General features: G+C 67.7%; 13 protein-coding genes. 5 read left to right on the top strand and 8 right to left on the bottom strand.

Annotation, left to right across the window (positions count from 1 at the left end; genetic code table 11):
* Positions 1–121: 121 nt before the first annotated feature.
* The 4 genes from AC0662_RS05050 to AC0662_RS05035 all read right to left on the bottom strand — a co-directional run bounded on the left by AC0662_RS05050 (position 122) and on the right by AC0662_RS05035 (position 6,508).
* Entirely contained in the window at positions 122–3,367 is a 3,246-nt protein-coding gene (locus tag AC0662_RS05050; RefSeq protein ID WP_478298634.1) for an AAA domain-containing protein, read from the bottom strand.
* Between the two features lie 161 nt (positions 3,368–3,528).
* On the bottom strand, positions 3,529–4,452 hold the full coding sequence (locus AC0662_RS05045; protein WP_478300192.1) for a TAXI family TRAP transporter solute-binding subunit: 924 nt from the start codon (positions 4,450–4,452) through the stop codon (positions 3,529–3,531).
* A gap of 26 nt (positions 4,453–4,478) precedes the next feature.
* Positions 4,479–5,855 (bottom strand): sensor histidine kinase, encoded by a 1,377-nt coding sequence (locus AC0662_RS05040; protein ID WP_478298632.1) that lies wholly within the window; start codon positions 5,853–5,855, stop codon positions 4,479–4,481.
* Complete coding sequence (locus tag AC0662_RS05035; RefSeq protein ID WP_452198403.1) at positions 5,852–6,508, bottom strand: response regulator transcription factor; 657 nt, start codon at positions 6,506–6,508, stop codon at positions 5,852–5,854. Before AC0662_RS05035 ends, AC0662_RS05040 begins: the two co-directional genes overlap by 4 nt.
* Positions 6,509–6,769: 261 nt before the next feature.
* Between AC0662_RS05035 and AC0662_RS05030 the strand changes: the two genes are divergently transcribed.
* From AC0662_RS05030 to AC0662_RS05010, 5 genes are all read left to right on the top strand, one after another.
* Positions 6,770–10,048: a LamG-like jellyroll fold domain-containing protein gene (locus AC0662_RS05030; protein ID WP_478298630.1), complete on the top strand. Its 3,279-nt coding sequence runs from the start codon at positions 6,770–6,772 to the stop codon at positions 10,046–10,048.
* Between the two features lie 50 nt (positions 10,049–10,098).
* Positions 10,099–16,248, top strand: coding sequence for an RHS repeat-associated core domain-containing protein (locus tag AC0662_RS05025; protein ID WP_478298628.1), 6,150 nt, complete (start codon positions 10,099–10,101; stop codon positions 16,246–16,248).
* Between the two features lie 212 nt (positions 16,249–16,460).
* On the top strand, positions 16,461–18,482 hold the full coding sequence (locus AC0662_RS05020; protein ID WP_452198397.1) for a TRAP transporter permease: 2,022 nt from the start codon (positions 16,461–16,463) through the stop codon (positions 18,480–18,482).
* An 11-nt stretch (positions 18,483–18,493) separates the two neighbouring features.
* Complete coding sequence (locus tag AC0662_RS05015; protein WP_452198395.1) at positions 18,494–19,456, top strand: TAXI family TRAP transporter solute-binding subunit; 963 nt, start codon at positions 18,494–18,496, stop codon at positions 19,454–19,456.
* A gap of 75 nt (positions 19,457–19,531) precedes the next feature.
* Positions 19,532–20,548, top strand: a complete 1,017-nt coding sequence (locus AC0662_RS05010) for a helix-turn-helix domain-containing protein (protein ID WP_452198393.1) — start codon at positions 19,532–19,534, stop codon at positions 20,546–20,548.
* Here AC0662_RS05010 and AC0662_RS05005 read toward each other — a convergent pair.
* From AC0662_RS05005 to AC0662_RS04990, 4 genes are read right to left on the bottom strand one after another with little or no spacing between them, the layout of a single operon-like run.
* The gene (locus tag AC0662_RS05005; protein ID WP_478298625.1) at positions 20,540–22,003 is read right to left on the bottom strand and encodes an aldehyde dehydrogenase family protein; all 1,464 of its coding nucleotides are present in this window, start codon (positions 22,001–22,003) and stop codon (positions 20,540–20,542) included. The genes AC0662_RS05010 and AC0662_RS05005 overlap by 9 nt on opposite strands.
* The gene (locus AC0662_RS05000; protein ID WP_478298623.1) at positions 22,000–22,974 is read right to left on the bottom strand and encodes an oligopeptide/dipeptide ABC transporter ATP-binding protein; all 975 of its coding nucleotides are present in this window, start codon (positions 22,972–22,974) and stop codon (positions 22,000–22,002) included. The genes AC0662_RS05005 and AC0662_RS05000 overlap by 4 nt, the downstream gene beginning before the upstream one ends.
* Entirely contained in the window at positions 22,971–23,969 is a 999-nt protein-coding gene (locus AC0662_RS04995) for an ABC transporter ATP-binding protein (RefSeq protein WP_452198389.1), read from the bottom strand. The genes AC0662_RS05000 and AC0662_RS04995 overlap by 4 nt, the downstream gene beginning before the upstream one ends.
* 45 nt (positions 23,970–24,014) lie before the next feature.
* Positions 24,015–24,761, bottom strand: a complete 747-nt coding sequence (locus AC0662_RS04990; RefSeq protein ID WP_478298621.1) for a GntR family transcriptional regulator — start codon at positions 24,759–24,761, stop codon at positions 24,015–24,017.
* Positions 24,762–24,792: the final 31 nt, after the last annotated feature.

The raw sequence follows: 24,792 nt of genomic DNA, 5'->3' as shown, positions 1-24,792 counted from the left end.
GTCCTGCGCCGCTGGGGTGTCCGCGCCGCAGGTCGGCAGGGTCGACAGGCCCTGGGTCAGCGGGGTCCGGTTGGGCAGCGGTTTGCCGTTAGCAACCAGTGTGCTCTTCATCTGACACACGTCATCGGGGCTCGCGAGGGAGCACGATGTCCTGGTTCCACGCCTGCCGGCCGGTCCCAGCAGGACAAGCTCGATTGAAGCAGCGCCAGTACCAGACGTCGTTGCGCCTGCGCCGAAGATCGACGTCGGCCTTACCGCATTTCGGGCAGGTTGGCGGGTTCGCGAAAACCTCGGCGTGCTCGTGCTCGAGAATCTTGCGGGCGAAATGCGCGCCGCGGACGGTCACCATGATTTCGCGGGTCCAGCTTTGGGACAGGGCGTTCAGACTGCCGATCATCACCGTCTCCTCGTCCACCACGATGATCTTCTGGTGCATCATGTTCACCAGGATCGCGGAGTGGACGGCAGCGCGCAGTTCCGCCACCAGCTCCACAGCGGCTCGCTGTGTGGCGTCGCTCGGATCGCGGATGAAGACGACGATCCGGACGCCGCGCGCGGCGGCTTCCGTGAGATGCGGAACAAGCTGGCGAACGCGGTTGGCGACCCAGGGTGCCCAGATCCACAACGAGGCACGCGCCGTACGGATCGCATTGATGAAGGTCTCGAAGAACTCTCGCTCATCGTCGATATCGGTGATCTCGACGTGCCTCCCGAGGACCTCCCGCAGGCGTGATCCGAAAGGTCCCAGGGGGTCTGGGTCTGCGATGGTCCGGGGCGTGATCAATGCGGTTCCGGGCACCGTGCGATTGATCCGGTCCTTCAACTGAGCGAAAGCCGTTCCGGGGGCTGCCGCGGTGATCCGTTCGCGGCTACCTAGCAGATAGAGCCTGGTCTGGACACGGGTGATCGCGACGTTGAACAAGCGAAGCCCGTTCTGCTGCCACCCGTTGGTGCCGGAGCCGCGGCCTGCCTGTGCCATCCACAACGCTCTGCCGGCACTTCCCTCGACCAGGTCGAAGATCACGATCGGGAACTCCCGGCCCTGGAAACGGTGAGCCGTCCCCACCTCGGCCAGTGGGCCTCCGGTTCGCTCGACGTCGCGGAGCGCCTCGAGCGTCGCGGACGCCTGATCGCGGTACGGCGTCACCACACCTGTGGCCTCACCATTCTCTTCGTGCAGCTCGATCAGTGCCCGGGCAAGCAACGCGCCCGCGGGCCACCATCCCTTCGCGGCGCCTGTCCTGGTCGGTACGGCGAGTTCGCCCAGCCCGTCGGTGTCGATCAGCACGATCTCGGGATCGGCGCGGATGTCTCGCGCGGGCACCAGTGGCCCCGCCTCGAGCGCGCCGTCGTACGCGATCGCGTTGGCCAGGTCCATCACCGTGCGGCCGAAACGGTTCTGCGCCGTCAAGGTAATACACGAGGGGTGGGCCCTCGCCTTGGCCGGACTGACGATTCCGCAGTGCTCGAAGACATCGCGCTGCAGCCAGGTGACGATTTCTGGTTGCTTGCTCTTGCTGATGGCCTGCGGGAGTACGGCACCGAGCTGGAGGAAGTCACCAAGCAGGACCGCAGTTGACGATGCCCGCGAGACGGCCAGCAGGACCTCTGGCAGCGTTGCCGCCCCGACCTCGTCGACGAGAACAACGTCGTACCTGCCGTTGAGCACATGCTTGTTGGTCCGCGATCTGGCCAGTGTCGTAGCGACCAGCCGCGCCGTCGCGATGATCTCTCCCTCCGCATCGCGCGCCAGCCGCTCGAACTCCTCCTGAACAGCCTGGTACTGCGCCTCCAACTCGGCTGACCGCGGGCCGTCCACTTCCACGTGCCGTCGCAAGTGTTGCGCTTGGGTGTGCAGAACGGGCCGCCCGGCCGACTTCTCGGACCGAACGATCTCGTCAGCCCTTTGTGCGTCCTGCTGCCGCTCGACGGCCAACCGCAAGTGGCTGAAGGTCTCCTCTTTGATCCGGGTGAGCCGCTGAAGTTCCGGCGCGGCCGCACGTGCGCGGCTTTCCCGGTCCCGGATCACCTCGCTGCTGAACGGGATTCCGGACGCGATCGCCTGGGCTTGGTCGAGGAGAACACGTGACCGGCGATTGGCGACGTCACGAGCCGACAATGCCTTCGCTGCAAGGGTCGTCTGCTTCTCGGCCGCCAGTCGGAGATGTTCCGTCGTCGTGGCCAGTTCCTTGCGGGCTCGCCATTTCGAGATGCCCGAGAGACGTTCCAGCCCGCCCAGGCGACGCTCGACATCGCTACGCTCCTGATCGGCCATCAGAGCCGCTGCTTCGGCCTTGGTCGCCGCAACCTCGACCTGGTCCGCCTCTGCCCGGAGCTGCTGGACCTGTGTCCACAGGTGCCGGGAGTCGGCGACCTCGTCGAGCAGTTGCCGAGCCTGCCGGACCTCGCGAGCAGCGGCTTCCACATCGCCGGCCCGCTTCCGGCAGGCGGTCTCGGCGCTGAGCACCGCACTGCTCAACCCGGTCAGGTCGTCGTCGTGCCGGGCCAACAGTCGCCGCGCGCCGACGTACCGGTCGACGTCGAAGTCGGCGAGTTCCTTCTCCAGGGCGTCCAGCCGATCCTGACGTTCCTGAATGGCGACCAGTTCGTGCGAGATCGCCTGCCGCTTCGCCTCGATCGCCGTCAAGCGGTCCCGCACCAGCAGGGGCAGGGACACTGCCGCGTCCGCCGCGACCTCACGAAGCTGGGGCGGCCCGACTCGAAGGATTTCGCCGGCGGACTGACCGCCCTCCCGCAGCACGCCGAGCAACGCGTTGTCCACGGCGATATTGGTCCCGGAGACCAGCAGGATCCGCTTGCCTTCGGCCAGCAGATCGCCGATCGCACGTGTGAGGACCATCGTCTTACCGGTCCCCGGTGGCCCCCAGACCAGAAAGAGACCCGACCCGAGGCAGGCCCGGTAGGTCTCCATCTGAGCCGGCAGAAATCCGGGCCGGCCCGCCGTCGAGGCCGGCCTGCCCCGCAGATTTCCATCAGCGAGCAAGGCAGTGAGGGGAGCGTCGCCGAGGTCGGCCAACCCGTCGCGCAGCGCCTCGATCAGGAACGTCGTGGGCTGCCGTATCAGCCACAGGTGCGGGTCCTCGGGCCGAGCGAACTCGGCGACCCGGACCGTGAGTGTCGTCCCGCTCTGGGACACCTGCATCACAGCATGCCCGGAGTCGATGCTGGTTCGCTCCGGACCCGCCAGCTTCAGATCGTCGAGCTGGTCCGGTCCAAGCTCCGAACCCCGGACGTCGACGACGTACTCACCGTCGACCGCCGTCCGGATGGCACGCCCGATGCGCCGCCACGACGGCCGTCGCGAAGTGCCGCCCTCCAGGGCGATCCACTCCTCCACTGCCGCCACGACCTCATCGCTCCACCCCACCCCGCCCCCTCACCGAGAGTGATCGCTGTGTAGCAAACATCTCACAGTGAGCCCCCGAGCGCCTGTCGAGGCCGCGTCGATCGGTGCGAGCCCACCCGGCGCAACCCAAGAACTTCGAAGGCTTCTCCTAGGTCGGCCGGTCAGCCGTGGACGGTGCGGTAGCGGTCGGCGGCGCCTGGGTGGAGTTTTAGTGGGCTGGTGCCGATGAGTGAGTTCGGGTCGAGGTAGTGGGCGCCGACCGCGGAGGCCGGCACGAGGCCTGCTGCGCGCTTGACGAGGACGTCGACGATCTTCGACGCGACCGCACGGGGGACGTCGGGTCGGCAGATCAGCAGGTTCGGTACGCCGATGGTGCTGATCTGTTCAACACCGCTGTAGGTGCCGGCCGGGATCTGCGCGCGCTGGTAGACCACGCCGTACGCCGTGCGCAGCGTGGACAGCCAGCGATCGAGAGGCAGCAGACGGATGGGTACCTGGGAGGAAAGATCTGACAGCCGCCGGGTCGGTACCCCACCGGACCAGAACATCGCGTCGATCCGCCCGGTGGCAAGCGCGTCGGTGGCGTCCGACAGACGGAGGTTGGCGATCACGGGCGCACGCTCGGCGTGCATGCCGGCTGCGAGGAGGAGCCGGTCCGTGGTCAGCGCGGCGCCGGCGCCTGGTGGCCCGGAGGAAACCCGCTTGCCGACGAGATCAGGCAACTGGCGGAAGGGTCCGGCCGCGCGGACCACGCACTGCAAATAGTTCTCGTACACCCTGCCGAGGGCGACAACCTCGCGAGACTGCGCCGCGGCATCGGCGAGGCATAGTGCCAAGTCTGCTTGCCTGAGATGGAGGAGCTCGAGGTTCTGCAGGCTGCCCTCGGTCGACCGCACCTCGACGGCCCGGGCGACCTTTGCGGCCGTCAGCTGGGTGGCGAGGAGCTGTGCGAACTCCAGGTAGAACCCGCCACGTTCGCCGCCGGCCACCACCAGCCGGTCCACGAGAGGGCGGTCAGAGCTGCACCCAACGACTGACGACGCCAGTCCTGCAGCTAGCAGAGCCCGCCGGGACAAGCGCAGCATCTCCTGCCCAGTGCGTACGTCGTCGCTCATGTCGCCGTCCGCAGGTCGACGTGAACCGCCAGGCCGTGTGGCGTCACCGCCTCGATCGTGAGCGTCCCACCGGCGGCGCTCACCAGTTGATCGACGATCGCCAAACCGAGGCCACTGCCTCGCGACGACTGATGCTGGTCGGCGCGCCAGAACCGCTGCGATGCCAACTCACGTTGCTCCTGGGGAAGCCCTGGCCCGTCGTCGACGACACTCAGCCGTACGCCGTCCGCACCTGACTGCTCGATCCGGACGATCACCTGCGCTCCGTCGCCGGCGTACTTGATTGCGTTGTCGACGAGAGCGCCGACGATCTGTCGTAGGTCAATCTCGCTGATCGCCACAGGCGGTACGGCGGCGAGCTCGGCGGCCAGGTCGACACTGTTCTCGGCCGCGAGCAGCCGCCACGCTCCCACTTCACCGGGCAGCACCTCGGACACCACCGACTGACCGACCACGGCAACCGGGCGCCGGCTCTCGGCCTCAGCAAGCCTGAGCAGATCGTTGAGCAACGCTTCGAGCCGATCAAGATCCTGCTGTATGCCGGCGAACCGCGGGCTCGACGGATCGCGGAGCTCCGAAGCCAGCGCGTCGAGCCGGAGACGGACGGCGGCCAGCGGGTTCCGCAACTGGTGCGACGAGTCGGCCACCATCCGGCGCTGCATCTCCAGGGATCGTGTGACCGTGGCCGCCATGTCGGCGAACGATCGCGTCAGATGGCGCAGCTCCGGCGGGCCGGACAGCATGACAGCTGGACCAGTCGTCGGTGTCTCGGCAAGGCCGACGACGGCCTCCTCGAGCCGCCGGACCGGAAGGACCACCCAGCGAGTCAGCAGAATCGCCAGCTCGAGGAGGAGCAGCTCGGCGGCGATCGCCCCGGTCACGATCAGAGCCCAGTCGCGACGTACGCCGGAGATCGCCCGGCCGGCGTCGACTCGCAGTACAACTGCGCCGGCCAACTCATGGGGGTTGCCGACGGGACGGGCCAGCAGATGCCGTGGCTCGCTCCACGGCCGCACCGGGTCGAGGGTCGTCTGCGCAAGGTTCCGCGACGCGGAGGCCAGGGTCTCTCGCACACCCGGATCGTTGAGGTCCAGCGAGCCCGTTGACATGACAGGGTGTCCGCTCGGGCCGACCAGCAGCAGGTCTTCGCCGTACACCTCGGTCATCCGGGACGCTTCCGCCTGCACGGTGGCCAGGTCGCCGGCATCCTTCATCTCTCTGGCCAGTGCGGCAAGCCGGTCGAGTGTTGCGACGCGGCTGAGCAACAGCGCCTGCGTTCGGGCCTGAGAGGTGGTCACGAGCAACGGCAGAACCAACCCGGCAACCGCGACGATCGAGAACACCGTCAGCACGATCAAGACTCGCGTTCTCATGCGCCGAGCCGGTATCCGAAACCCCGGATGGTGGTGATCAGGCCGGGACTGCCGAGTTTGACGCGGAGCTGCGCAAGATGGACATCGAGCGCCCGCGAACTCGCCAGGAAGGCATCGCCCCACAACTCGTCAAGGATCACCTCGCGGCTCACAGCGGCACCCGCTCGGCGCGCCAGCGCCCCGAGCAGGTCGAACTCCTTCGGAGTCAGCGCGATCTCCCGCTCGCTGACCCTGACGCGTCGAGCGGTCAGGTCGATCACGACGTCACCCACCTCGACCACCCCGGCCGGCAGGGAGCTCCGGGCACGACGGGTGACCACGACGTCGATCCGGGCCAGAAGCTCGCCCAACCGCACAGGCTTCACCAGATAGTCGTCCGCGCCGAGCCGCAGGCCGCGCACCACCGACCGCTCGTCGCCGCGCGCGGTGACGACCACCAGCGGTACTTCGCTGACCTGGCGCAGCTTTCGCAGTACGTCCAGCCCATCTCCGTCGGGCAGGCCGAGGTCCAGCAACACGACATCGGCCGAGCTGTGCCGAAGCAGTACGTCGGCGCCTCTGGAGACCCGATGTGGTTGGTGTCCATGCGCGCCGAGGACGTCGACCAGCGCCGCACCGACGCTGTCGTCGTCCTCGGCGATCAATATCCGCACGACGTCAATGTCCTGACAACCGCCGTACTGCACAACCCCGAGCGCCGAATCCTTACGTGGCCTTGAGCACAACCGCTGGACTGCAGACGCGCACGTCTGTTGTCGGTACGCGCAGGATCGTGGAGGACTGCGTGGACGCGACAGCGCCGGACCGTGTTCCTTGACACGGAGGACTCAGTACTCCGTTGTCGCCCCGTGGAGGCCGTCATGCGATCTCGAACTCTTCAACGCCCGCGTATGCCCGGTTGGTTGGCGGTGGCGATGAGCAGTGTCCTCGCCCTTCTGGGAAGTCTGCTGGTCGTCATCGCCTCGACCCCGGCTGAAGCCGCGACGGTGATGGGCGAGGCGCAGGCGCGGGATGTCGCCGCCAGGACAGGGCGCCAGGTCGAGGTCGACACGCTGACCACCGAGACAGGGCAGGTGCTCGCCAATCCGGACGGTTCGTTCACCCGGCACGAGTCGGCGTTGCCGGTACGGGTACGCCGCTCGTCCGGGTGGGTGCCGGTGGATATGACGTTGCGGGCCGGAACGGACGGAACGGTGGCGCCTGTTGCCGCCCCGCTCGATCTGGCGTTCTCCGGGGGTGGCGAGACGCCTCTGGTGCGGCTTCGCCGGGACGGGCGTGAGCTGGCTGTCAGCTGGCCGGGCGCACTCCCCCAGCCGGTGTTGTCCGGCGACACCGCGACGTACCGGGAGGTCTTTCCCGGCGTCGACCTCGTCCTGACTGCCTCGACGACCGGTCTGTCGCAGATCCTGGTGGTCAAGAACGCGGCGGCCGCGGCGAACCCGGCGCTCGGATCGCTGCCGTATCGCCTGACAACCAAGGGTTTGGTGGCTCATGCCACGGCGGCCGGTCTGACCGCGACGGATCCGGCCGGCGAGGTCGTGTTCAGTGGACCCGCGCCGTACATGTGGGATTCCTCCGGTCACGGGTCCGCCGTACAGCCCGGTGGCCGGGTCACGGCAGTCGGTGCCCGGGTCGCCGGGGATCAGCTGTCACTCGTGCCGGATCGGGCGTTCCTGACCGGCAAGACCACCCGATTCCCGGTCTACATCGACCCGTCGTGGTCCGGCGTCAAGCAGGCTTGGACCCAGGTGTGGAGCAATTACCCGACTACGTCGTTCTACAACGGGGCGAACCTCGGGACTTCGGAGAAAGTCGCCCGGGTGGGCTACGACAGCACGGACAAGAAGCGCACCCGCTCGTTCTTCCAGTTCGACACCAGCGGCGTGAAGTACAAGCACATCCTCAAGGCCACACTGCAGACATCCTCGAACTGGTCGTGGTCGTGCACGGTGCGCGAGGTACAGGTCTGGGCGACGAACCCGATCTCCTCGGCGACCACCTGGAAGAACCAGCCAACCTGGGCGTACCAGATGGAGAAGAAGAGCTTCGCGAAGGGCTTCTCGTCGTCCAGTTGCCCGGCCGGCGGGGTGGAGTTCAACGTGACCAGCCAGGTCACGAACGCCGCGGCCAACGGTTGGTCCAACGTCACGCAGGGACTTCGGTCGTCGACGTGGGCGGAGAGCAACAACGATCCGTACTCGTGGAAGAAGTTCGCCAACAACCCGAGCATCACCATCGACTACAACACGATTCCTGACAACCCGGCCAACCTCACGACCGAAGGCTCGGCGTCGTGTGTCACGGGCCCCGAGCGGTTGGTCGTGTCCACGGTGACGCCGACGCTCCGAGCGACTCTCCAAGACGCCGACAACTCGGTCCAGGCGCACTTCGAGTGGTGGACGGTCGACGGTTCGGCCCCGGTCGGCGAGTACGTCTCGCCGACAGTCGCCGGCGCGACGCCGACGGTCGTGGCGACCACTGTTCCATCGGGTGCCTTCGGCAACGGTGCGGTCGGCAAGTGGCGGGTACGGGCGGAAGACGGCATCGACGTCAGCGCGTGGAGTCCGTGGTGTGAGTTCGCCGTGGACGCCACCGTGCCCGATGCGCCGACGGCGGTGTCGTCGGGGTTCCCGGACAACGGGGCCGGTGACGCGGTGATGGGGACGAGCCTGCCGGTGACGTTCGGCGCCAACGGCGAGTCCGATGTCGTCAGGTACGAGTACGCCCTGAACGGGACCTCGACTGCGCTGAACCTGACCGCGACGCCGTCGGAGCCGGGTGGCGAGGTGACGGTTTCGGTCGTGCCGGATCGGTACGTGAACTGGGTGCATGTCCGCTCGGTCGATGCCGGGGGCAACCGTTCCGCGGTGGTGACGGCGGTGTTCTACGCAGGCCCGGCGCCCGGCCCGGTGGCGGACTGGGGGCTGGACGAGACCGGTGACGGCACGGTGGCGATCGACTCCGGGCCGGGAGGACACGGCGCCTCCCTGGGTGGCGGCGCGTCCTGGGGCGACGGCAGGCAAGGCGGTGCCTTGACGCTCAACGGCACCACGGGGTACGCCGCGACGAGCGGGGCGGTGGTCAACACACTGAACTCGTTCTCCGTGTCGGGCTGGGTGCGGCTGACCGACACGTCGCGCAACTCGGTGATCGCCACCCAGGTCGGGAACCAGGCCGGCGCCTTCACGCTGTACTACTCGAGCTCGTACAAGCGGTGGATCTTCAACCGCACCTCGGCCGACGTCGCCTCGCCGACCTACGTTCGGGCGATCTCCACCACGGTGCCCGCGGCGGACGGCAGGTGGGTCCACCTGACCGGTGTGTACGACGCTCCGAACGCCCAGATCCGCCTGTACGTCAACGGTGTTCTCGAAGCCACCACGGCGTACACCACACCGTGGAGCGCGGCCGGCTCATTCCAGATCGGGCGGTCGAAGGTCAACGGCGTCTACGGCGAGTACTGGCCGGGCGACCTGGACCAGCTCCAGGTGCACAACCGGGTGTTGCTGCCCGGCGAGATCCAGCAGGTGGCCCGGCGCGACGGTCACTGGCAGATGGACGAGAGCTCCGGTACGACGGCCGGGGACGCCGCCGGGGCGCATCCGGCCAGTTGGTCGGCCAGCGGTGTGTCACGCGTGGCCGGGAAGACCGGCAACGCGGTGCAGTTGAACGGCAGCACCGGTGTGGTGACGGCGTCAGGGCCGGCGGTCCGCACCGACGGCAGCTTCACGGTGGCCGCCTGGGTGAAGCCGTCCACGGTCGGCAAGAACGAAGTCGTGATCAGTCAGGACGGTTCGCAGGTGAGCGGTTTCAGCCTGGGATACGTCTGGGACGACCTGTACGGCGGTTACCGCTGGTCGGTGGCAATGCCGGTCGCGGACTCGGCGTCGGCGGAGGTGCACACGGCGGTCGGCCCGTTCGACGAGCCGGTCGCCGGTGGCTGGACACACGTCGCCGGGGTGTACGACGCGAAGGATCAGATGCTGCGGCTGTACGTCGGCGGCCAGTTCGTCGCCGAGACGTATCACCGCAGTGCGTGGAACGCGACCGGGGCGGCACGCTTCGGCGCGAGGTGGACGTCGGCGGCCGGCCTCGGTGACTTCTTCACCGGCGCCATCGACGACGTCCAGATGTATTCCGGTGTGCTCACGGATCAGCAGATCGCCGACCTGTACTTGCCGTCCCAGCAGTAACCCACTCGTGGTCACAGAGTTCCGCCCCGCTCGATGAAAGGAGTGGCGCCATGCTGGTGCCGTTCACCGGAATAATCACGGCCGTCGCGCTCGCTGCCGGCGGCCTGGTCGCCGCGCCGACCGCGTACGCCGATGTTGGTACGTCGAACGCGTGGCGGCCCGCCGCGCAGTCCGAGTTCTCGGTACCGGGGCGCGATTCCGCGCCGAAGCCACGTCCGGCCGATCCGAAGGCAGCGTCCGTGCTGCAGCAACCTCCAAAGGTGAGTCGACCAGAGGCGGGTGAGGCGGAGGTGTCGCTCCCCCGCGACGGCACCACGACACAGGCCGGCCGGTTGCCGGTTCGGGTCGGCGCGACGCGGGTTCAGGGCGCTGCGTTGACGGACGTGAACCGCGTACGCGTCCAGGTTCACGACCGTTCGGCTGCCGAGAAGCTGGGCGTCTCGGGGATGCTGTTCAGCATCGGTCGCGCCGACCAAGTTGCAAGCAGCGGCCAGGTGAAGGTCGAGGTGGACTACTCGACGTTCCGTTCGGCGTACGGCGGTGACTGGGCAAGCCGGCTGCGGCTCGTCCGGCTGCCGGCGTGTGCGCTGACCACTCCGGACAAGGCTGGGTGCTCGAACGGGCAGGTGCTGAAGTCCAGTGTCACCGGCGACAACCGGATCGCTGCTGAGGTCGCTGCCTCGAGTGCGGAGACGGTGCTGGCGTTGACCTCGGCACCGTCAGGCAGCGCGGGTAGCTACAAGCCGACCGCGTTGTCGGCGTCGGCGTCATGGAACGCGGGCGGCTCGTCAGGTGCGTTCACCTGGGGCTACTCGATGGATAGCCCGGACAGTTTCGGCGGCCCGGAACCGGATCTTGATCTCGGCTATTCGTCGGGTGACATCGACGGCCGGGTGGCGTCGACGAACAACCAGTCGTCGTGGGTCGGGGAAGGCTGGGGCCTGGACGAGGGGTTCGTCGAGCGCCGGTACTCGTCGTGCGCGGATGAGGTGACGACGACACCGAAGCCCCAGGACCTGTGCTGGGAGACCGACAACGCCTACCTGGTGTTGGGTGGGACCGCGTCCGAAATCGTCCATGACGACGCCACCGGTGCCTGGAAGCTGCGGGACGACGACGGTTCGCGGCTGGAGCGGTTGACCGGTGGAGTGAACGGCGACAACGACGGCGAGCACTGGCGGCTGACGTCGCTGGACGGCACGCAGTACTACTTCGGACTGAACCGGCTGCCGGGATGGGCCGCGGGTAACGAGGAGACCGGGTCGGTCTGGACGGCGCCGGTGTTCGGCAACGACACGGGCGAGCCGTGTCACGGGGCGTCGTTCGCGTCGTCGTACTGCACGCAGGCGTGGCGCTGGAACCTGGACTACGTGGTCGACCCGAACGGCAACGCGATGTCGTACTTCTACGGCAGCGAGACGAACTACTACGGCCGGAACCTGACCGCGACCGCCGGCACCCAGTACGTGCGCGGTGGGTACCTGAAGCGGATCGACTACGGCCAGCGGTCCACGTCGATGTATTCAGCGCCCGCTCCGATGCGGGTGTCGTTCACTGTGGACGAGCGCTGCGCGGCGGGTGCGACCTGCGGCACCGGCGACATCACGTCGGCCACTGCCGCGAACTGGCCGGACGTGCCGTACGACCAGAACTGTTCAGCGGGTGCGAAGTGCACGGGGTTGTATTCGCCGACGTTCTGGACGCGCAAGCGGTTGGCGTCGGTGACGACCCAGCTGTGGGTGTCCGGGACGACGTACCGGGATGCGACGTCGTGGGCGTTGGGCTATGAGTTCCGTGATCCTGGTGACGGAACATCGCCGGCGTTGTGGCTGGCGTCGATCACCGCGACCGGCAAGGTCGGCGGGATCGCGTCGCTTCCCTCGGTGTCGTTCCAGGGTGTGCAGCTGGCCAACCGGGTGGACGCCGCCGAGGGGATTCCGCCGATGTACAAGTGGCGGTTGACCGACGTGTACGACGAGGCCGGCGGGCACACCCACGTCAACTACTCGGCGCCGGAGTGTACGGCGGGTTCGTTGCCGGCTCCGGATCAGAACACGAAGCGGTGTTTCCCGCAGTACTGGCAGGCCGACGGGTCGGACTCGTTGACGCGGGACTGGTTCCACAAATACGTGCCGGTCCAGGTGCTGGAGGATGACCAGGCCGGTGTGGCCGGGACCGAGCGCACCGACTACGAGTACGTCGGCGGCGGCGCGTGGCACTACGACGACAACGAGCTGACGCCGGCGAAGTACCGCACGTGGGGACAGTGGCGCGGCTACGGCCAGGTCCGGGAGCTCCACGGCAACCCCGGCGAGACGCGCTCCCAGGAGGAGAACCTGTACCTGCGCGGGATGGATGGCGACAAGCTCGCGAACGGCAGCACCCGCTCGGTGACCGTCACCGACTCCCTGGGCGGCACGATCGCCGATCACCCCGCGCTGGCCGGGTTCCAACGCGAGTCCCTCACCTACACCGAGGCAGGCGGCAGCGTGCTCGAGGGCGAGATCACCGACCCGTTGATCTCCTCCCCCACCGCCACCCAGGTCACCCGCAACGGCACGCTCAAGGCCTACATGGTCAACGAGGCCGCCGAACGGTCCCGCGAGGCGCTGTCGTCCGGCGGATGGCGCAACACCGAGACCCGCACCACCTACGACTCCTACGGACTCGCGGTCGAGGAGAACGACCTCGGCGACACCGCCAAGACCGGCGACGAGGAATGCACCCGCACCACGTACGCGCGCAACGTCTCGTCGTGGTTGATCGATTTCGAGGCCCGCGAACAGGCCGTGTCCGTGGCCTGCACCGCGACACCGTCGTACCCGGCCGACGCGGTGTCGGACGACCTGACCTACTACGACGGATCCACCACTCTGGGTGCGGCGCCGACCAAGGGCAACGAGACCCTCAGCAAGGAACTCGCCTCCTACTCCGGCACGACACCGGTCTACACCCAGGAGGGACGCACGGTCTACGACTCCTACGGCCGGCCGATCGAGACCTACGACCAACTGGACCGCAAGTCGTCGGCCACCTATACGCCGGCCAGTGGCGCGGCCGTCACCGATATCACCGTGACCAACCCGGCCGGGCATGTGACCACGACGACCGTCGAGCCTGCGTTCGGTGAGTCGGTCGCCGAGATCGACCAGAACGGGCGGCGTACCGACACGACGCGGGACCCGCTCGGCCGGATCACCGCGGTGTGGCTGCCGGACCGGTCCAAGGCGGCCGGAAAGACCCCGAACACCAAGTACTCCTACCTCATCCGGCAGGACGCGCCGTCGGTGATCACCACCGAGGAGGTCCGCGACGACGGCACGTACGAGGCCAGCTTCGACCTGTACGACGGGCAGTTGCGCGAACGGCAGACGCAGGACCCCGCGGCTGACGGCGGCCGCGTCGTGACCGACACGTTCTACGACTCCCGCGGCCTCGAGGCGAAGTCCAACGGCTCGTACTGGAACAACGGCACCGCCGGTACGACGTTGCTCACAGGCGTGACCGACGCGTCCGTGCCCGGCCAGGACGTGACCATCTACGACGGCGCCGAACGCGAAACGGTGGAGATCTTCCGCTCGCACGGGTTCGAGAAGTGGCGCACGACCACCACCTACGGCGGCGACCGCACCAGCGTGGACCCGCCAGACGGCGACACGGCCACCACGTCCATCACCGATGCCGACGACGCGGTCGTAGAGCTGCGCCAGTACACCGGCGGCTCACCCACCGGTTCCTACGATGCGACCACCTACACCTACAACAACCGTGGCGACATGGTCGCCACGACCGACCCGGCGGGCAACACCTGGAACACCACCTACGACCTGCGCGGCCGGGTCACCCAACGCGAAGACCCCGACACCGGAACGAGCAGTTTCACCTACGACAACGCCGGCCAGATCCTCACCAGCACCGACGCGCGCGGCACCACGCTCGCTTATACGTACGACGGTCTGGGACGCCGTACCGGCATGTACGACGGGTCCACCTCCGGCACCAAACGTGCTCAGTGGACCTACGACACACTCGTCACGGGCACGAGCGTCAAGGGCATGCTCGCGACCTCGACCCGCTTCGTGAACGGCAACGCCTACACCAAGTCGGTCGATGCCTACGACATCCGGTACCGGCCGCTGACCAGCACCGTCACGATTCCCGCGTCCGAGGGCGCGTTGGCCGGGTCGTACAAGACCAACACCGGCTACACCGCCACCGGGCTGCCGTCGCTGGTTTCCTACCCGGCAGCGGGTGGGCTCGCGGCGGAGACGCTGCGGTACGGCTACGACACGGCCGGCCGGTTGCAGACCGCGAGCAGTGGTCTCGGCACGATGCTCACCGCAGCGACGTACACGCCCTACGACGAGGTCGCCCAGTCGACCCTGTCAGCCGTGGCCGGCAAGCAGGTCGTCCACACCGCGTTCTACGACGACGCGACCCGGAACCTGGACCGGGTCCTGGTCGACCGCTCCACTGCCCCCGAGCACCTGGCGGACGTGAAGTACACCTACGACCCGGCGGGCAACATCACCAAGATCGCCGACACGCCTCAAGACGGCGTGAGTGATGTCCAGTGCTTCAGCTACGACCACCTGCGCCGCCTCACCGAGGCCTGGACCCCTGCCGCCGACTGCGCCGCCCAACCCAGCGCCACCGCGTTGGCCGGAGCCGCGCCGTACTGGCAGGGCTGGACCTACGACAAGACCGGCAACCGGCTCAGCGAAACCAACCACGACCCGGTCACCGGCGCCGCCACCACCTCCAACTACACCTACCCAGCCGCCGGAGGGCCCCGACCGCACGCGCTGGGCGGCGTCGCCACCGGCACCCGGACCGACACCTTCACCTACGATTCCGTGGGCAACACCACTGCCCGCAACGTCGCCGGGAAGGCCCAGACCCTCACCTGGGACGCCGAAGGCAATCTGGCCACCCTCACCGAGAACGGCAAGGCCACCAGCTACCTGTACGACGCCGACGGTGAGCGACTCATCGCCCGCGACACCGGTGGCAGCACCCTCTATCTCGACAACTCCGAAGTCCACCTCAGCCCCGCCGGCACTGTGACAGCCACCCGCTACTACGACCTCGGCGCCCCCAGCGCCGTCCGCAACGAGTCGGGTCTCACCTTCACCGTTGCCGACCACAACGGCACCAACACCCTTTCGGTCAACGCCACCGACCTCAGCCAGGAGCAGCGCCGCTTCACCCCGTTCGGCGTCGACCGCGGCACCAAGCCCGCGACCTGGCCCGACCAACACGGGTACGTCGACGGCGTCGACGACCCCACCGGCCTCACCCACCTCGGCGCCCGCGAATACGACTCCGCCCGCGGACGCTTCATCTCCACCGACCCCGTCGCCGACTTCGACAACCCGCAACAGCTCAACGGCTACGCGTACGCCGACAACACCCCGATCACGGCCAGCGACCCCGACGGCCAATGGCGCGTCCTGCCCGGCGGCCACTACTGCGACGGCTGCGGCGGCTACAACCACGCCCCCAAGAAGAAGAAAGCCAAGAAGCACAAGAAGGCCACCAAGAAGGCCGCCCCCCACTACTGCGATGGCTGCGACTACCAGCGCTACCTCGCGAAGAAGAAAAAGGAGAAGATCGCCGCGGCCAAGCGGGCCGCCAAGAAGGCCGCCGCCAAGAAGGCGCGTGAGAAGGCGGCCAAGCTCAAGAAGAAGAAGGCGAAGAAACACGCCAAGAAGCCCAAGAAGAAGGAACACCGCAAGGCGAAACACCGCCCCAAGAAGAAGGGGAACTCCATCCTCGGCGGCGAGGCCTGGGCACAGGTGAAGGTGGCCGGCGCCGGCTTCGCGGTCTGCCGGTTCATCCGGGGCACCCCGGCGAACACCTGCGCCGTCCTCGGCTCGGCGCTCGCGAAGGGGGAGGCCGACGGTGGCCAGTGGCACGCCGTCAAGTGGTACGTCTACGCCCGTGGAACCTGGACCCTCTACCGGGTCGGCGAGATCTGGAAGAAGGGCGGCGTCACCCCGCGGGGACAACTCGGCAAGGTCAAGGGCGAGTTCAGAGCCGATGGAAAGGCCTTCAGACGAGGCCTCGGCCTCTGGTTGCTCTACGACATGCTCGGTGGAGACACCCGCTCTCCACATCGCAACGACAAGCCCAAGCAGAAGACGAAGTGCGTGGTCTCGTGGAAGGCCTGGGGGCACAACATCTTCAGTATCTGCTGAAATCTGAACCCGAGTTCTCCTGCACCGGCGGCGCGCCTGATCGACTGCCCGCCGCCGGTCAGGAGAACTCGCTGCGTTCCGCACCACCTTGTCCAGGGATTCTTCTTAAGGCGAGGTAAGGATGCCGCGGTGGGGGTTGTGGGCCACCTGTGAACTGAGGATTGTTTGCGGCAGATCATTCACAGGAGGCCCCTTATGGCAACGAGCGCTATATGACTGCCATTACCGATTCGGTGAGCACCGGCCCGAGCGCAGAAGAACTGGCTGCTTTCGAGCAGGAAAGGCCGGCGCGGAGGCTGAGCCCGGCGCTGGACCGCGCCCTCTCGGTGTGCTGCGCATTGATCAGTGTCGGCGTTCTGGTGCAGGTATTCTTTCCGATTCCCGCGGGGACGCAGTTCTATCTGATGCTGTTTCTTGCCGCGGTGTTGCCGGGGGCGCTGTTGTGTTACCGCGGTTGGCGGGTGCCGGCGTTCCTGAACCCGTTCCGCGCAGATCGACGCAGCGACGACCCGCCGGTGGCGGACTGGGTCCTGGCGGCGGTTGCACTGATGGTCTCGCTGTACCCGTTGCTGGACTTCGACGCGTTTCTCGAGCGTCGGCAGGCTCCTACACAGCTCGATCTGCTCGCGGGGTCGCTGCTGCTGGTGCTGGCGTTGGAGGCGTGTCGGCGTACGACGGGCTGGGTTCTGCCGGTGGTGAGCCTCTTGTTCATCGCCTACGCCTATTACGGCGGCTATTTGCCGTACACGTGGGCCTTGGCGCACCAAGGATTCGACTTCTCGGCGATCGTGGCGCAGTTATTCATGGGTACGGCGGGCTTTTACGGGACGCCGTTGTCTGTAGCGGCAAGTTACATCGTCCTGTTCACGATCTACGGCGCCGTACTGGACGCTTCGGGTGCGGGGAAGTTCTTCATCGACGTATCGTTCGCGGCGTTCAAACGCAGCCGTACGGCGCCTGGGCGGACCGTCACGCTGGCGGGTTTCCTGCTGGGCACGGTGTCGGGTTCCGGTACGGCGACGGCGGTGTCGCTGGGCACCGTCGCCTGGCCGATCCTGCGCCGCGCGGGATATCCGTCCGAGCCGGCGGGCGGCATGCTGGCAGCGGCCGGTATCGGGGCGATCCTGTCGCCGCCCACGCTCGGCGCGGCGGCGTTTATCATCGCCGAGTATCTCCAGGTCAGCTATCTCGTGGTGCTCGGCTACGCGACAGTCCCGACCGTCCTGTATTACCTCGGCATCTTGCTGGCCATCGAGATGGACGCCCGGCGCCACGGCACGGAAGCGGCCGAGCCATCGACCCGGTCGGCGCGCCGACTGCTGCTGCGGTTCGGATATCACTTCGTGTCGCTGTTCCTCATCATCGGCTTCATGGCGATGGACATTCCGCCGTTCAAGGCCGTCGTCTACGCGACGTTGCTGCAGATCGGGCTGTCGTTCCTGGACCGTGAGCACCGGTTGACGCCACGCCGGCTCGGTATGGCGCTCGCGCAGGGCACTCGCTCGGTGCTCCCTGTCGTGGCGACCTGTGCCGTAGCCGGCATCATCGTCGCCGTCGTCACCCAGACCGGCCTCGGTCTGAACCTGGCCGAGATCATCGTGTCCGCGGCATCCGCGATCTCCGAGAACCACACCGTGGTACTGATCATGACCGTCACGCTGTCGGCGTTCGCGGTCATGGTGCTCGGGTTGGCGGTGCCCGTCACCGCATCGTTCATCATCGCCGCCGTGGTGATCGCGCCCGCCCTGTTCCAGCTCGGCGTGGCCCCGGCCGAGGCGTACATGTTCATCTTCTACTACGCCGTCCTGTCGGAGGTCTCGCCGCCCACCGCTCTCGCTGCTGTCGCGACGGCGGCGATCACCGGCGGGCGGGCGATCCCGACGATGTGGCAGGCGTGGAAGTACACGCTGCCTGCGTTCCTGGTGCCCTTCGCGTTCGTGCTGACGCCGAACGGGGCCAACCTGCTCGGTCTCGAGGGTCTGGGAGGTGCGGCCTGGACGCTGGTGGTCTCGGCGCTCGCCGTCGCCGCGCTGGCGGTGGTCACCGGTGGATGGATCGTCGTCCGGACCGGCTGGCTGGAGCGTGTCCTCTGTGTCCCTGCCGCATTGCTGTTGCTCTATCTCGCACCCATCACGATCGGCGTCGGCCTGGGGCTGCTCGGGGTCGCCGTCGTCATCAACCTCGCACGGCGTCAACGCCTGCGGAACACCACGGAAGGGCCCTTACCCTCATGAGACTCCGTTCTTTGTCCACTCTGGTGGTCGCACTCGCGTTGACGGTCTCGATGGCCGCCTGCGGCGGGCAACGCAAGCCCGAGAAGGGTGACGGCGCGGCAGGCGGTCGCCTTACCATCGCGACCGGCAACACCACCGGCGTGTACTACCAGCTCGGCGGTGCCCTAGCCTCCTTGATCTCGGACAACCTCGAGGGGTATCGCGCCACCGCCAGCGAGACCGGCGCGTCCGTGCAGAACATCCAGGGACTGACCGCCGGGAACTACGACATCGCCTTCTCCCTGGCCGACACCGCCGCCGACGCGGTCGCGGGCAAGGACAGCTTCACCGCGCCGCAGGACGTCGTCGCGCTGACCCGGCTGTACTCGAACTACACCCAGGTCGTCGTACGGGCGGCGTCCGGCATCACGAAGATGGCCGATCTGAAGGGCAAGCGGGTCTCCACCGGTTCGCCGAACTCCGGCACCGAGGTGATCGCGCGGCGCCTGCTCACCGCCGCCGGCGTCGACCCGGTGAAGGACGTGACGGCGCAGCGGCTCGGCCTGCCCGAGTCGGTGGACGCGATGAAGAGCGGACAGATCGACGCGTTGGTCTGGTCCGGCGGCCTGCCCACCAGCGGCATCACCGACCTGACGACGTCGATGGGCAACAAGGTGCGCTTCCTCCCTCTCGACGACGTGCTGCCCGTCCTGCAGAAGGAGCACGGAAAGGTGTACGCCGCGGGCGTGATCCCTGCCGCGGCGTACAAGCAGCCGACCGACACCGCGACGATCATCGTGCCGAACCTGCTGCTGGTCCGTAAGGACATGCCCGACGACCTGGCCGAGAAGCTCACCAGCCTGCTCCTCAAGAACAAAGAAGCCCTTGTGAAAGTCAATCCCGCGGCCAAGGGGATCGACCTCAAGAACGCTGCAATGACCGACCCCGTGCCGCTGCACGCGGCCGCGAAGAAGGCCATCGACGCACTCGACTGAGCGTCCGCCGTCGTTTGACGAGCCCTTAGAACCAACCGCCCAAGGCTCTTTTGCGCCGGAACAAGTGAGGTCCCTATGTCAACCGCGATCTGCACGCGTGGTGCCCCGGGTTCGCCCTATTCGGTCGACTCGTGGACGACTGACGATGTCAGACCACCGGAACGTGTCGAATACTGGATGAGCGTGATCAGCGCGGCCACCCGGTACCGGGTGGATCCGACGTGTTCGCCGGGGACCTTCCGGGGCCGGCTGCTGCGCATCGGCACGGTCGCCTACACGCTCGGCCGGGTGTCGGCCGACTGTGCGCAGGGACATCGAACCGCCGCCATGGCGTCGGAGGATCCGCACGACCTCCGCACGCTCATGGTGACGATCCGCGGTCAGTTGCTGGTCAGCCAAGATGGTCGGGAGTTTCGGGTCGGCCCGGGTGGGGCGTTCTTGGCGTCGTCGACTTCGCCGTTCGCGGCGAAGCTCGACCACGCCGACATCGCGCTGCTGACGATTCCCGGGGCGGAGGTGGACACCCGCCTGCGCCCCGGGGCGCGCCGCTCGGCATCCCGGATTCTCGACACCAACCGCGGCTTGGGCCGGGTTCTTGTCGGCATGCTGGGTGGACTGTTCGCTCAGCGGGCCCACCTGTCGGCAGCCGAATTCGACGCGGTCTGCGATCGGCTGGTCGATCTGCTGTGCATGCTCGCCATCGGTGACGACCGACCGGACACCGAGGGCGGCCTGAGCGAGGTCCAGGCGATGGTCAGACGCTACGTGCGAGAGCACGCCCCCGATCCGGGGCTGACCGGCGCAACGGTGGCACGTGCCCTGGGCTGGTCGCTGCGGCAGGTTCAGCTGGCCATGCAGCAGGCAGGTACGACGCCCCGGGAACTGATCCGGGAAGAACGACTCGCGCTGGTGCACGAACGCCTGCGCAGCCCCGTCCGCATCGTCATCGGCGACCTCGCCCACACCTGCGGCTTCTCCTCCAACAGCGCACTGAGCGCCGCATTCCGCCAGCGCTACGGCATGAGCCCACGCGAATTCAGAGCACAGTATTTGCTGGGCACCTGCGAAACGACCGTAGGGATGTCAGCGTGACGTACGGCGGATGGCGACCACTTTGGGCTCGGTGAGGGACTCGATGGCGCTGGTGATGCCTTCACGGCCGACGCCGGAGGACTTGAAGCCGCCGAAGGGCATCGCGTCGATCCGGTAGTCGGAGCTCGAGTTGATGAGGACGGCACCGACCCGAAGGCATTCGGCGATCTGCAGGGCTCGGTCGAGATCGTGCGTGAAGACGCCGGCCTGGAGACCGGTGTCGACAGCGTTGGCCGCCGCGATCGCGGTGGTCAGGTCGTCCCAGGGTTCCAGTACGACGACGGGCCCGAAGATCTCGTCGCGCCAGAGATCGCAGTCGTGCGGTACGCCGGTCAGAACCGCCGGATGCACGTAGGACCGTTGCCGCTGGCCACCACAGTGCAGAACCGCCCCTGCGGCGACAGCTCCCGCGATGCGCTCGGCGACCACGGTGGCGGCCTCTGAGCTGATCATTGGCCCAAGATCGGTCAACGGATCGGTTTTGGCGCCGACGCGGAGTGCGGAGGCCAGCGTGACGACCCGCTCGACGATCTCGTCGTACAGCGGCCGGGCAATCAGGGCTCGCTGCACCGACAGGCAGTTCTGGCCGGCCACACCAAAGGCGCCGTCAACGATCGCCGCGGACACCTCGGCAGGATCGGCGTCCGCGCAGGCGATCAACGCGTTGTTGCCGCCGAGCTCCATCAACAACTTCCGCGCCCGCCCCTGCCCCGCGATCTGGTCAGCAGTACGCCGTCCACCGGTGAACGAGATCACGTCAACCCGATCGTCGTCGACCAGTGCGCGTGCCGCCTCCAGCCCGGTCAGCAGCGCCAGGTGCGAACCCGGCACACCCGCCTCCAGCAAGATCTCCACCAACGCGTACGCCGACAGCGGCGTCAACTCCGACGGCTTCAGTACGACGGCGTTCCCGGCGAGCAACGCGGGCCCGAGCTTGTGCGCCACAAGATTGAGCGGATCGTTGTACGGCGTGATCGCACCGACGATCCCGACCGGTTCTCGCGTGGACCAACCGATCCACCCAGCGCCCCGCTCAGTGTTCTCGAACGGGACAGTCCGGCCCTCGAGCGCAGCAGCAGCCTCTCCCGACAACCGCAACGTCTCCGCGGCCCGCCGCACCTCAGCCGATGCCTCGCGCAGCGTCTTCGACGACTCGGCCGCAATCAAGGCCGCCAGTGAAGCAGCACGCGCATCGACCAGACGAGCGGCAGTTGTCATCGCCTCGCGTCGCGCCCACAGCGGCCAATCGGCTCGCGGGTACTCACGCGCCAGATGGCTGATCGCCCGATCGACCTCGGCAGCACCGGACTCGGAAACCGTGCCCACGACCTCTCCCGACCCCGGATCAAGAACCTCCAGAGCACGCGAGCCCCACGTCCAACGACCCTCCAGAAAGGCGTCGCCGGCCGGCTCGAAGAACTCCTCGTGGAACTCGCACGCGACCGCCGACGTCATGCCAGCGCCTCGCGGGTCTCGTCGGCCCGCAGACACCGCACCTCGTGTCCAGTGTCGACCACACTCAGCGAGGGCGCTTCCAGACGACACCGATCCGTCGCCAACGGACAACGCGTGTTGAAGCGGCAGCCGGCCGGCGGATGGACCGGTGACGGCGGCTCGCCCTGCGCGACGACGCGCTCCTCCCCCTTCGCATGCGTCGCCGCAGCAAGGAGCGCAAGCGTGTACGGATGGCGCGCGTCGGTGAACAACTGCTCCCGGTCGGCCGTCTCCACAATCTGCCCGAGATACATGACAGCCACCCGATCGCTGGTCAGCCGCACCACCCGGAGATCGTGCGAGATCAGCACCATCGTCAGATCACGCTCCCGGCGCAACTGACCGATCAGGTTCAGCACAGTCGCCTGCACCGAAGCATCTAGCGCCGACGTCGGCTCGTCGCACACCAACAGCTCCGGCTCGAGCAACAAGGCTCGCGCGATCACCACGCGCTGCAACTGTCCGCCGGAACAGTCGCCCGGATACCGATCGAGGTACTCCGCATCCAGGCCGACCTCCCGCAACGCCCGCACGACCCGCGTCTCCCGCTCCGAATGATCACCGATGCGATGCTGCGCCAGTACGGCGGTCAGACTCTGGCGGACCGTCATCCGCGGATCCATCACCGCGTGCGGGTCCTGGAAGACGATCTGCGCCTTCCGCCGGAACGCCTTGTCGTCCTTGCGTTTCAACGACGTCACCCGAACACCCGCGACATCGACCCGGCCGGTGTCCGGCTCCTGCAGACCGAGGATGATCCGGGCGAGGGTGCTCTTGCCCGAACCGGACTCGCCGACGATGCCCAGCGACGTACCGTTGTCGACGCTCAGGGTGATGTCGTCGACGGAGTGCACGAACTCGCGCTTGCCGAAGCCCCGCCGTCGCAGCGGGAAGTGTTTGACGACGCTCTCCAGTTCGACCAGGGCGTTCATGCGCCCTCCCTCTCGTCGGTGGTTCCCCAGCAACGGCACGCGTGCTCGGTCGGAGTTCCGCCGATCGACAGCAGGACCGGTTCGTTCGCGTCGCACACCTTTTCCAGGCGCGCTTGCTCGGTCAGGCCGCAGCGGGGCCGGAAGCGGCAGCCGTGGTCGAGTTCGCGGGCGCTGTCGCTGCCGCCGGGAATCACGTACAGCTGGCCGCTGGCGTCGGGTCGCAGCGTCGCGCACTCGATCAGTGCCTTGGTGTACGGATGTTCCGGGTTCGTGAGGATCTCGTCGGCGGTCCCGATCTCGACCACGCGGCCGGCGTACATGACGGCGATCCGGTCGGCGATCGAAGCGACGACGGTCAGGTCGTGCGAGATGAACAGGACACTCATCCCGAGCTCGCGTTTCTTCTGTTCGATGAGCTGCAGGATCTGGGCCTCGACCGTGACATCGAGCGCGGTGGTCGGCTCATCGGCGATCAGGAGGGACGGTGACGCGGCCAGCGCGACGGCGATCATGACCCGCTGCGCGAGCCCACCGGAGAGTTGGTGCGGGTAGGCCTGGGCGCGGCGTTCGGGCTCGTCGATCCCGACGTCGGCGAGCAACTCCAGGACACGCCGACGCGCATCGCGGCGGCTCAGGTGCAGGTGCCGGCCCAGGGGCTCGGCGACCTGGCTGCCGACCGTCGCGGTCGGGTCGAGCATCCGGCGCGGCTGCTGGAACAGCATCCCGATCCGGCCGCCGTGCAGCCTGTCGACCTCGCGGCCGCGCAACGACATCAGATCTGTGCCTTCCAGACGCATCGCGGTCGCCGACATCGATAGCGTCGACGGCAGCATCTGCATGACGGACAGTGCGGTCAGGCTCTTGCCGGATCCGGACTCGCCGACGACTGCCAGCACCTCACCTGGGGCGACCCGCAGGCTGACGTCGTCGAGCAGCGGCCGGGCCGCCGTACGCGTACCGACGGTCAAGCCGTCGATCTCGAGCAGGGGTTCCATGGTTGCCTCGGTTCCTCGCCGGGCGGGGCGGCCGCCCGGCGTCGTTCAGCGATTGAACACGCGGGCGTCCCCACCGTGGCTGTGGCCGTTCCCGTGACTGTGGCCGTTCCCGTGACTGTGGCCGCCGGACATGTCCTCGTCAGCGATGTCGAAGTGGTGGTCGATGGCGTCGGTCAGGGCTCGGCGGTCGCCGGTCTTCATCTGGTGCAGCATCACCTGGTGCTGCTCGATCAGCCCGGACCGCTCGGCGTAGGTGTCGATCACGAGGTTCAGCCCGAGCCGCATCTGGCCGAGTAGCGCCTGGTACATCTGCAGGAGCCGTGGACTGTCCGCCGCGGCGACCAGCGCCTCGTGGAACTGCAGATCGGCCGCTGCCACAGCTCGGACGTCGCCCTCATCGAGGGCGAGCTCCATTTCCCCCAGCACCTGTTCCAGGGTCGCGAGCGTGGCGGCCGGGATCCCGCGTTCGGCCAGCCTCAGCATCGCGGCACGTTCCAGCGCCGAGCGAGCGAAGTACAGATCCTGGACGTCGTCCGCGGACAGCACCGGGACGAAGATGCCGCGGTGCGGGCTGCTGACCAGGAGTCCTTCCTGCACCAGGCGCTGCATGCCTTCCCGCACCGGCCCGCGGCTGGTCGAGAAGCGGGTGGCGAGCTCGACCTCGTTCATCTGGCTGCCCGGTGGGATCCGCCCGGTGATGATCGCTTCCCGCAGTTCGGAGACGATCACCGCCGCCAGCGTCGGCTTGGGCACTCGGGTCGGCCGTTTGCGGCCCTCTGAGCTGTTTGCCATGGTGTCCTCTCTCCGGTGCGCGGCCGATCGC

This window comes from Kribbella sp. NPDC043289, from assembly GCF_056436705.1.
This window is presented reverse-complemented; position numbering and strand designations above follow the sequence as displayed.

Excerpts from the sequence above, each read along its gene's own strand:
- AC0662_RS05045 (WP_478300192.1), bottom strand. The coding sequence starts at position 4,452 with ATGCTGCGCTTGTCCCGGCGGGCTCTGCTAGCTGCAGGACTGGCGTCG.
- AC0662_RS05040 (WP_478298632.1), bottom strand. The coding sequence starts at position 5,855 with ATGAGAACGCGAGTCTTGATCGTGCTGACGGTGTTCTCGATCGTCGCG.
- AC0662_RS05030 (WP_478298630.1), top strand. The coding sequence starts at position 6,770 with ATGAGCAGTGTCCTCGCCCTTCTGGGAAGTCTGCTGGTCGTCATCGCC.
- AC0662_RS05025 (WP_478298628.1), top strand. The coding sequence starts at position 10,099 with ATGCTGGTGCCGTTCACCGGAATAATCACGGCCGTCGCGCTCGCTGCC.
- AC0662_RS05020 (WP_452198397.1), top strand. The coding sequence starts at position 16,461 with ATGACTGCCATTACCGATTCGGTGAGCACCGGCCCGAGCGCAGAAGAA.
- AC0662_RS05010 (WP_452198393.1), top strand. The coding sequence starts at position 19,532 with ATGTCAACCGCGATCTGCACGCGTGGTGCCCCGGGTTCGCCCTATTCG.
- AC0662_RS05005 (WP_478298625.1), bottom strand. The coding sequence starts at position 22,003 with ATGACGTCGGCGGTCGCGTGCGAGTTCCACGAGGAGTTCTTCGAGCCG.
- AC0662_RS05000 (WP_478298623.1), bottom strand. The coding sequence starts at position 22,974 with ATGAACGCCCTGGTCGAACTGGAGAGCGTCGTCAAACACTTCCCGCTG.
- AC0662_RS04995 (WP_452198389.1), bottom strand. The coding sequence starts at position 23,969 with ATGGAACCCCTGCTCGAGATCGACGGCTTGACCGTCGGTACGCGTACG.
- AC0662_RS04990 (WP_478298621.1), bottom strand. The coding sequence starts at position 24,761 with ATGGCAAACAGCTCAGAGGGCCGCAAACGGCCGACCCGAGTGCCCAAG.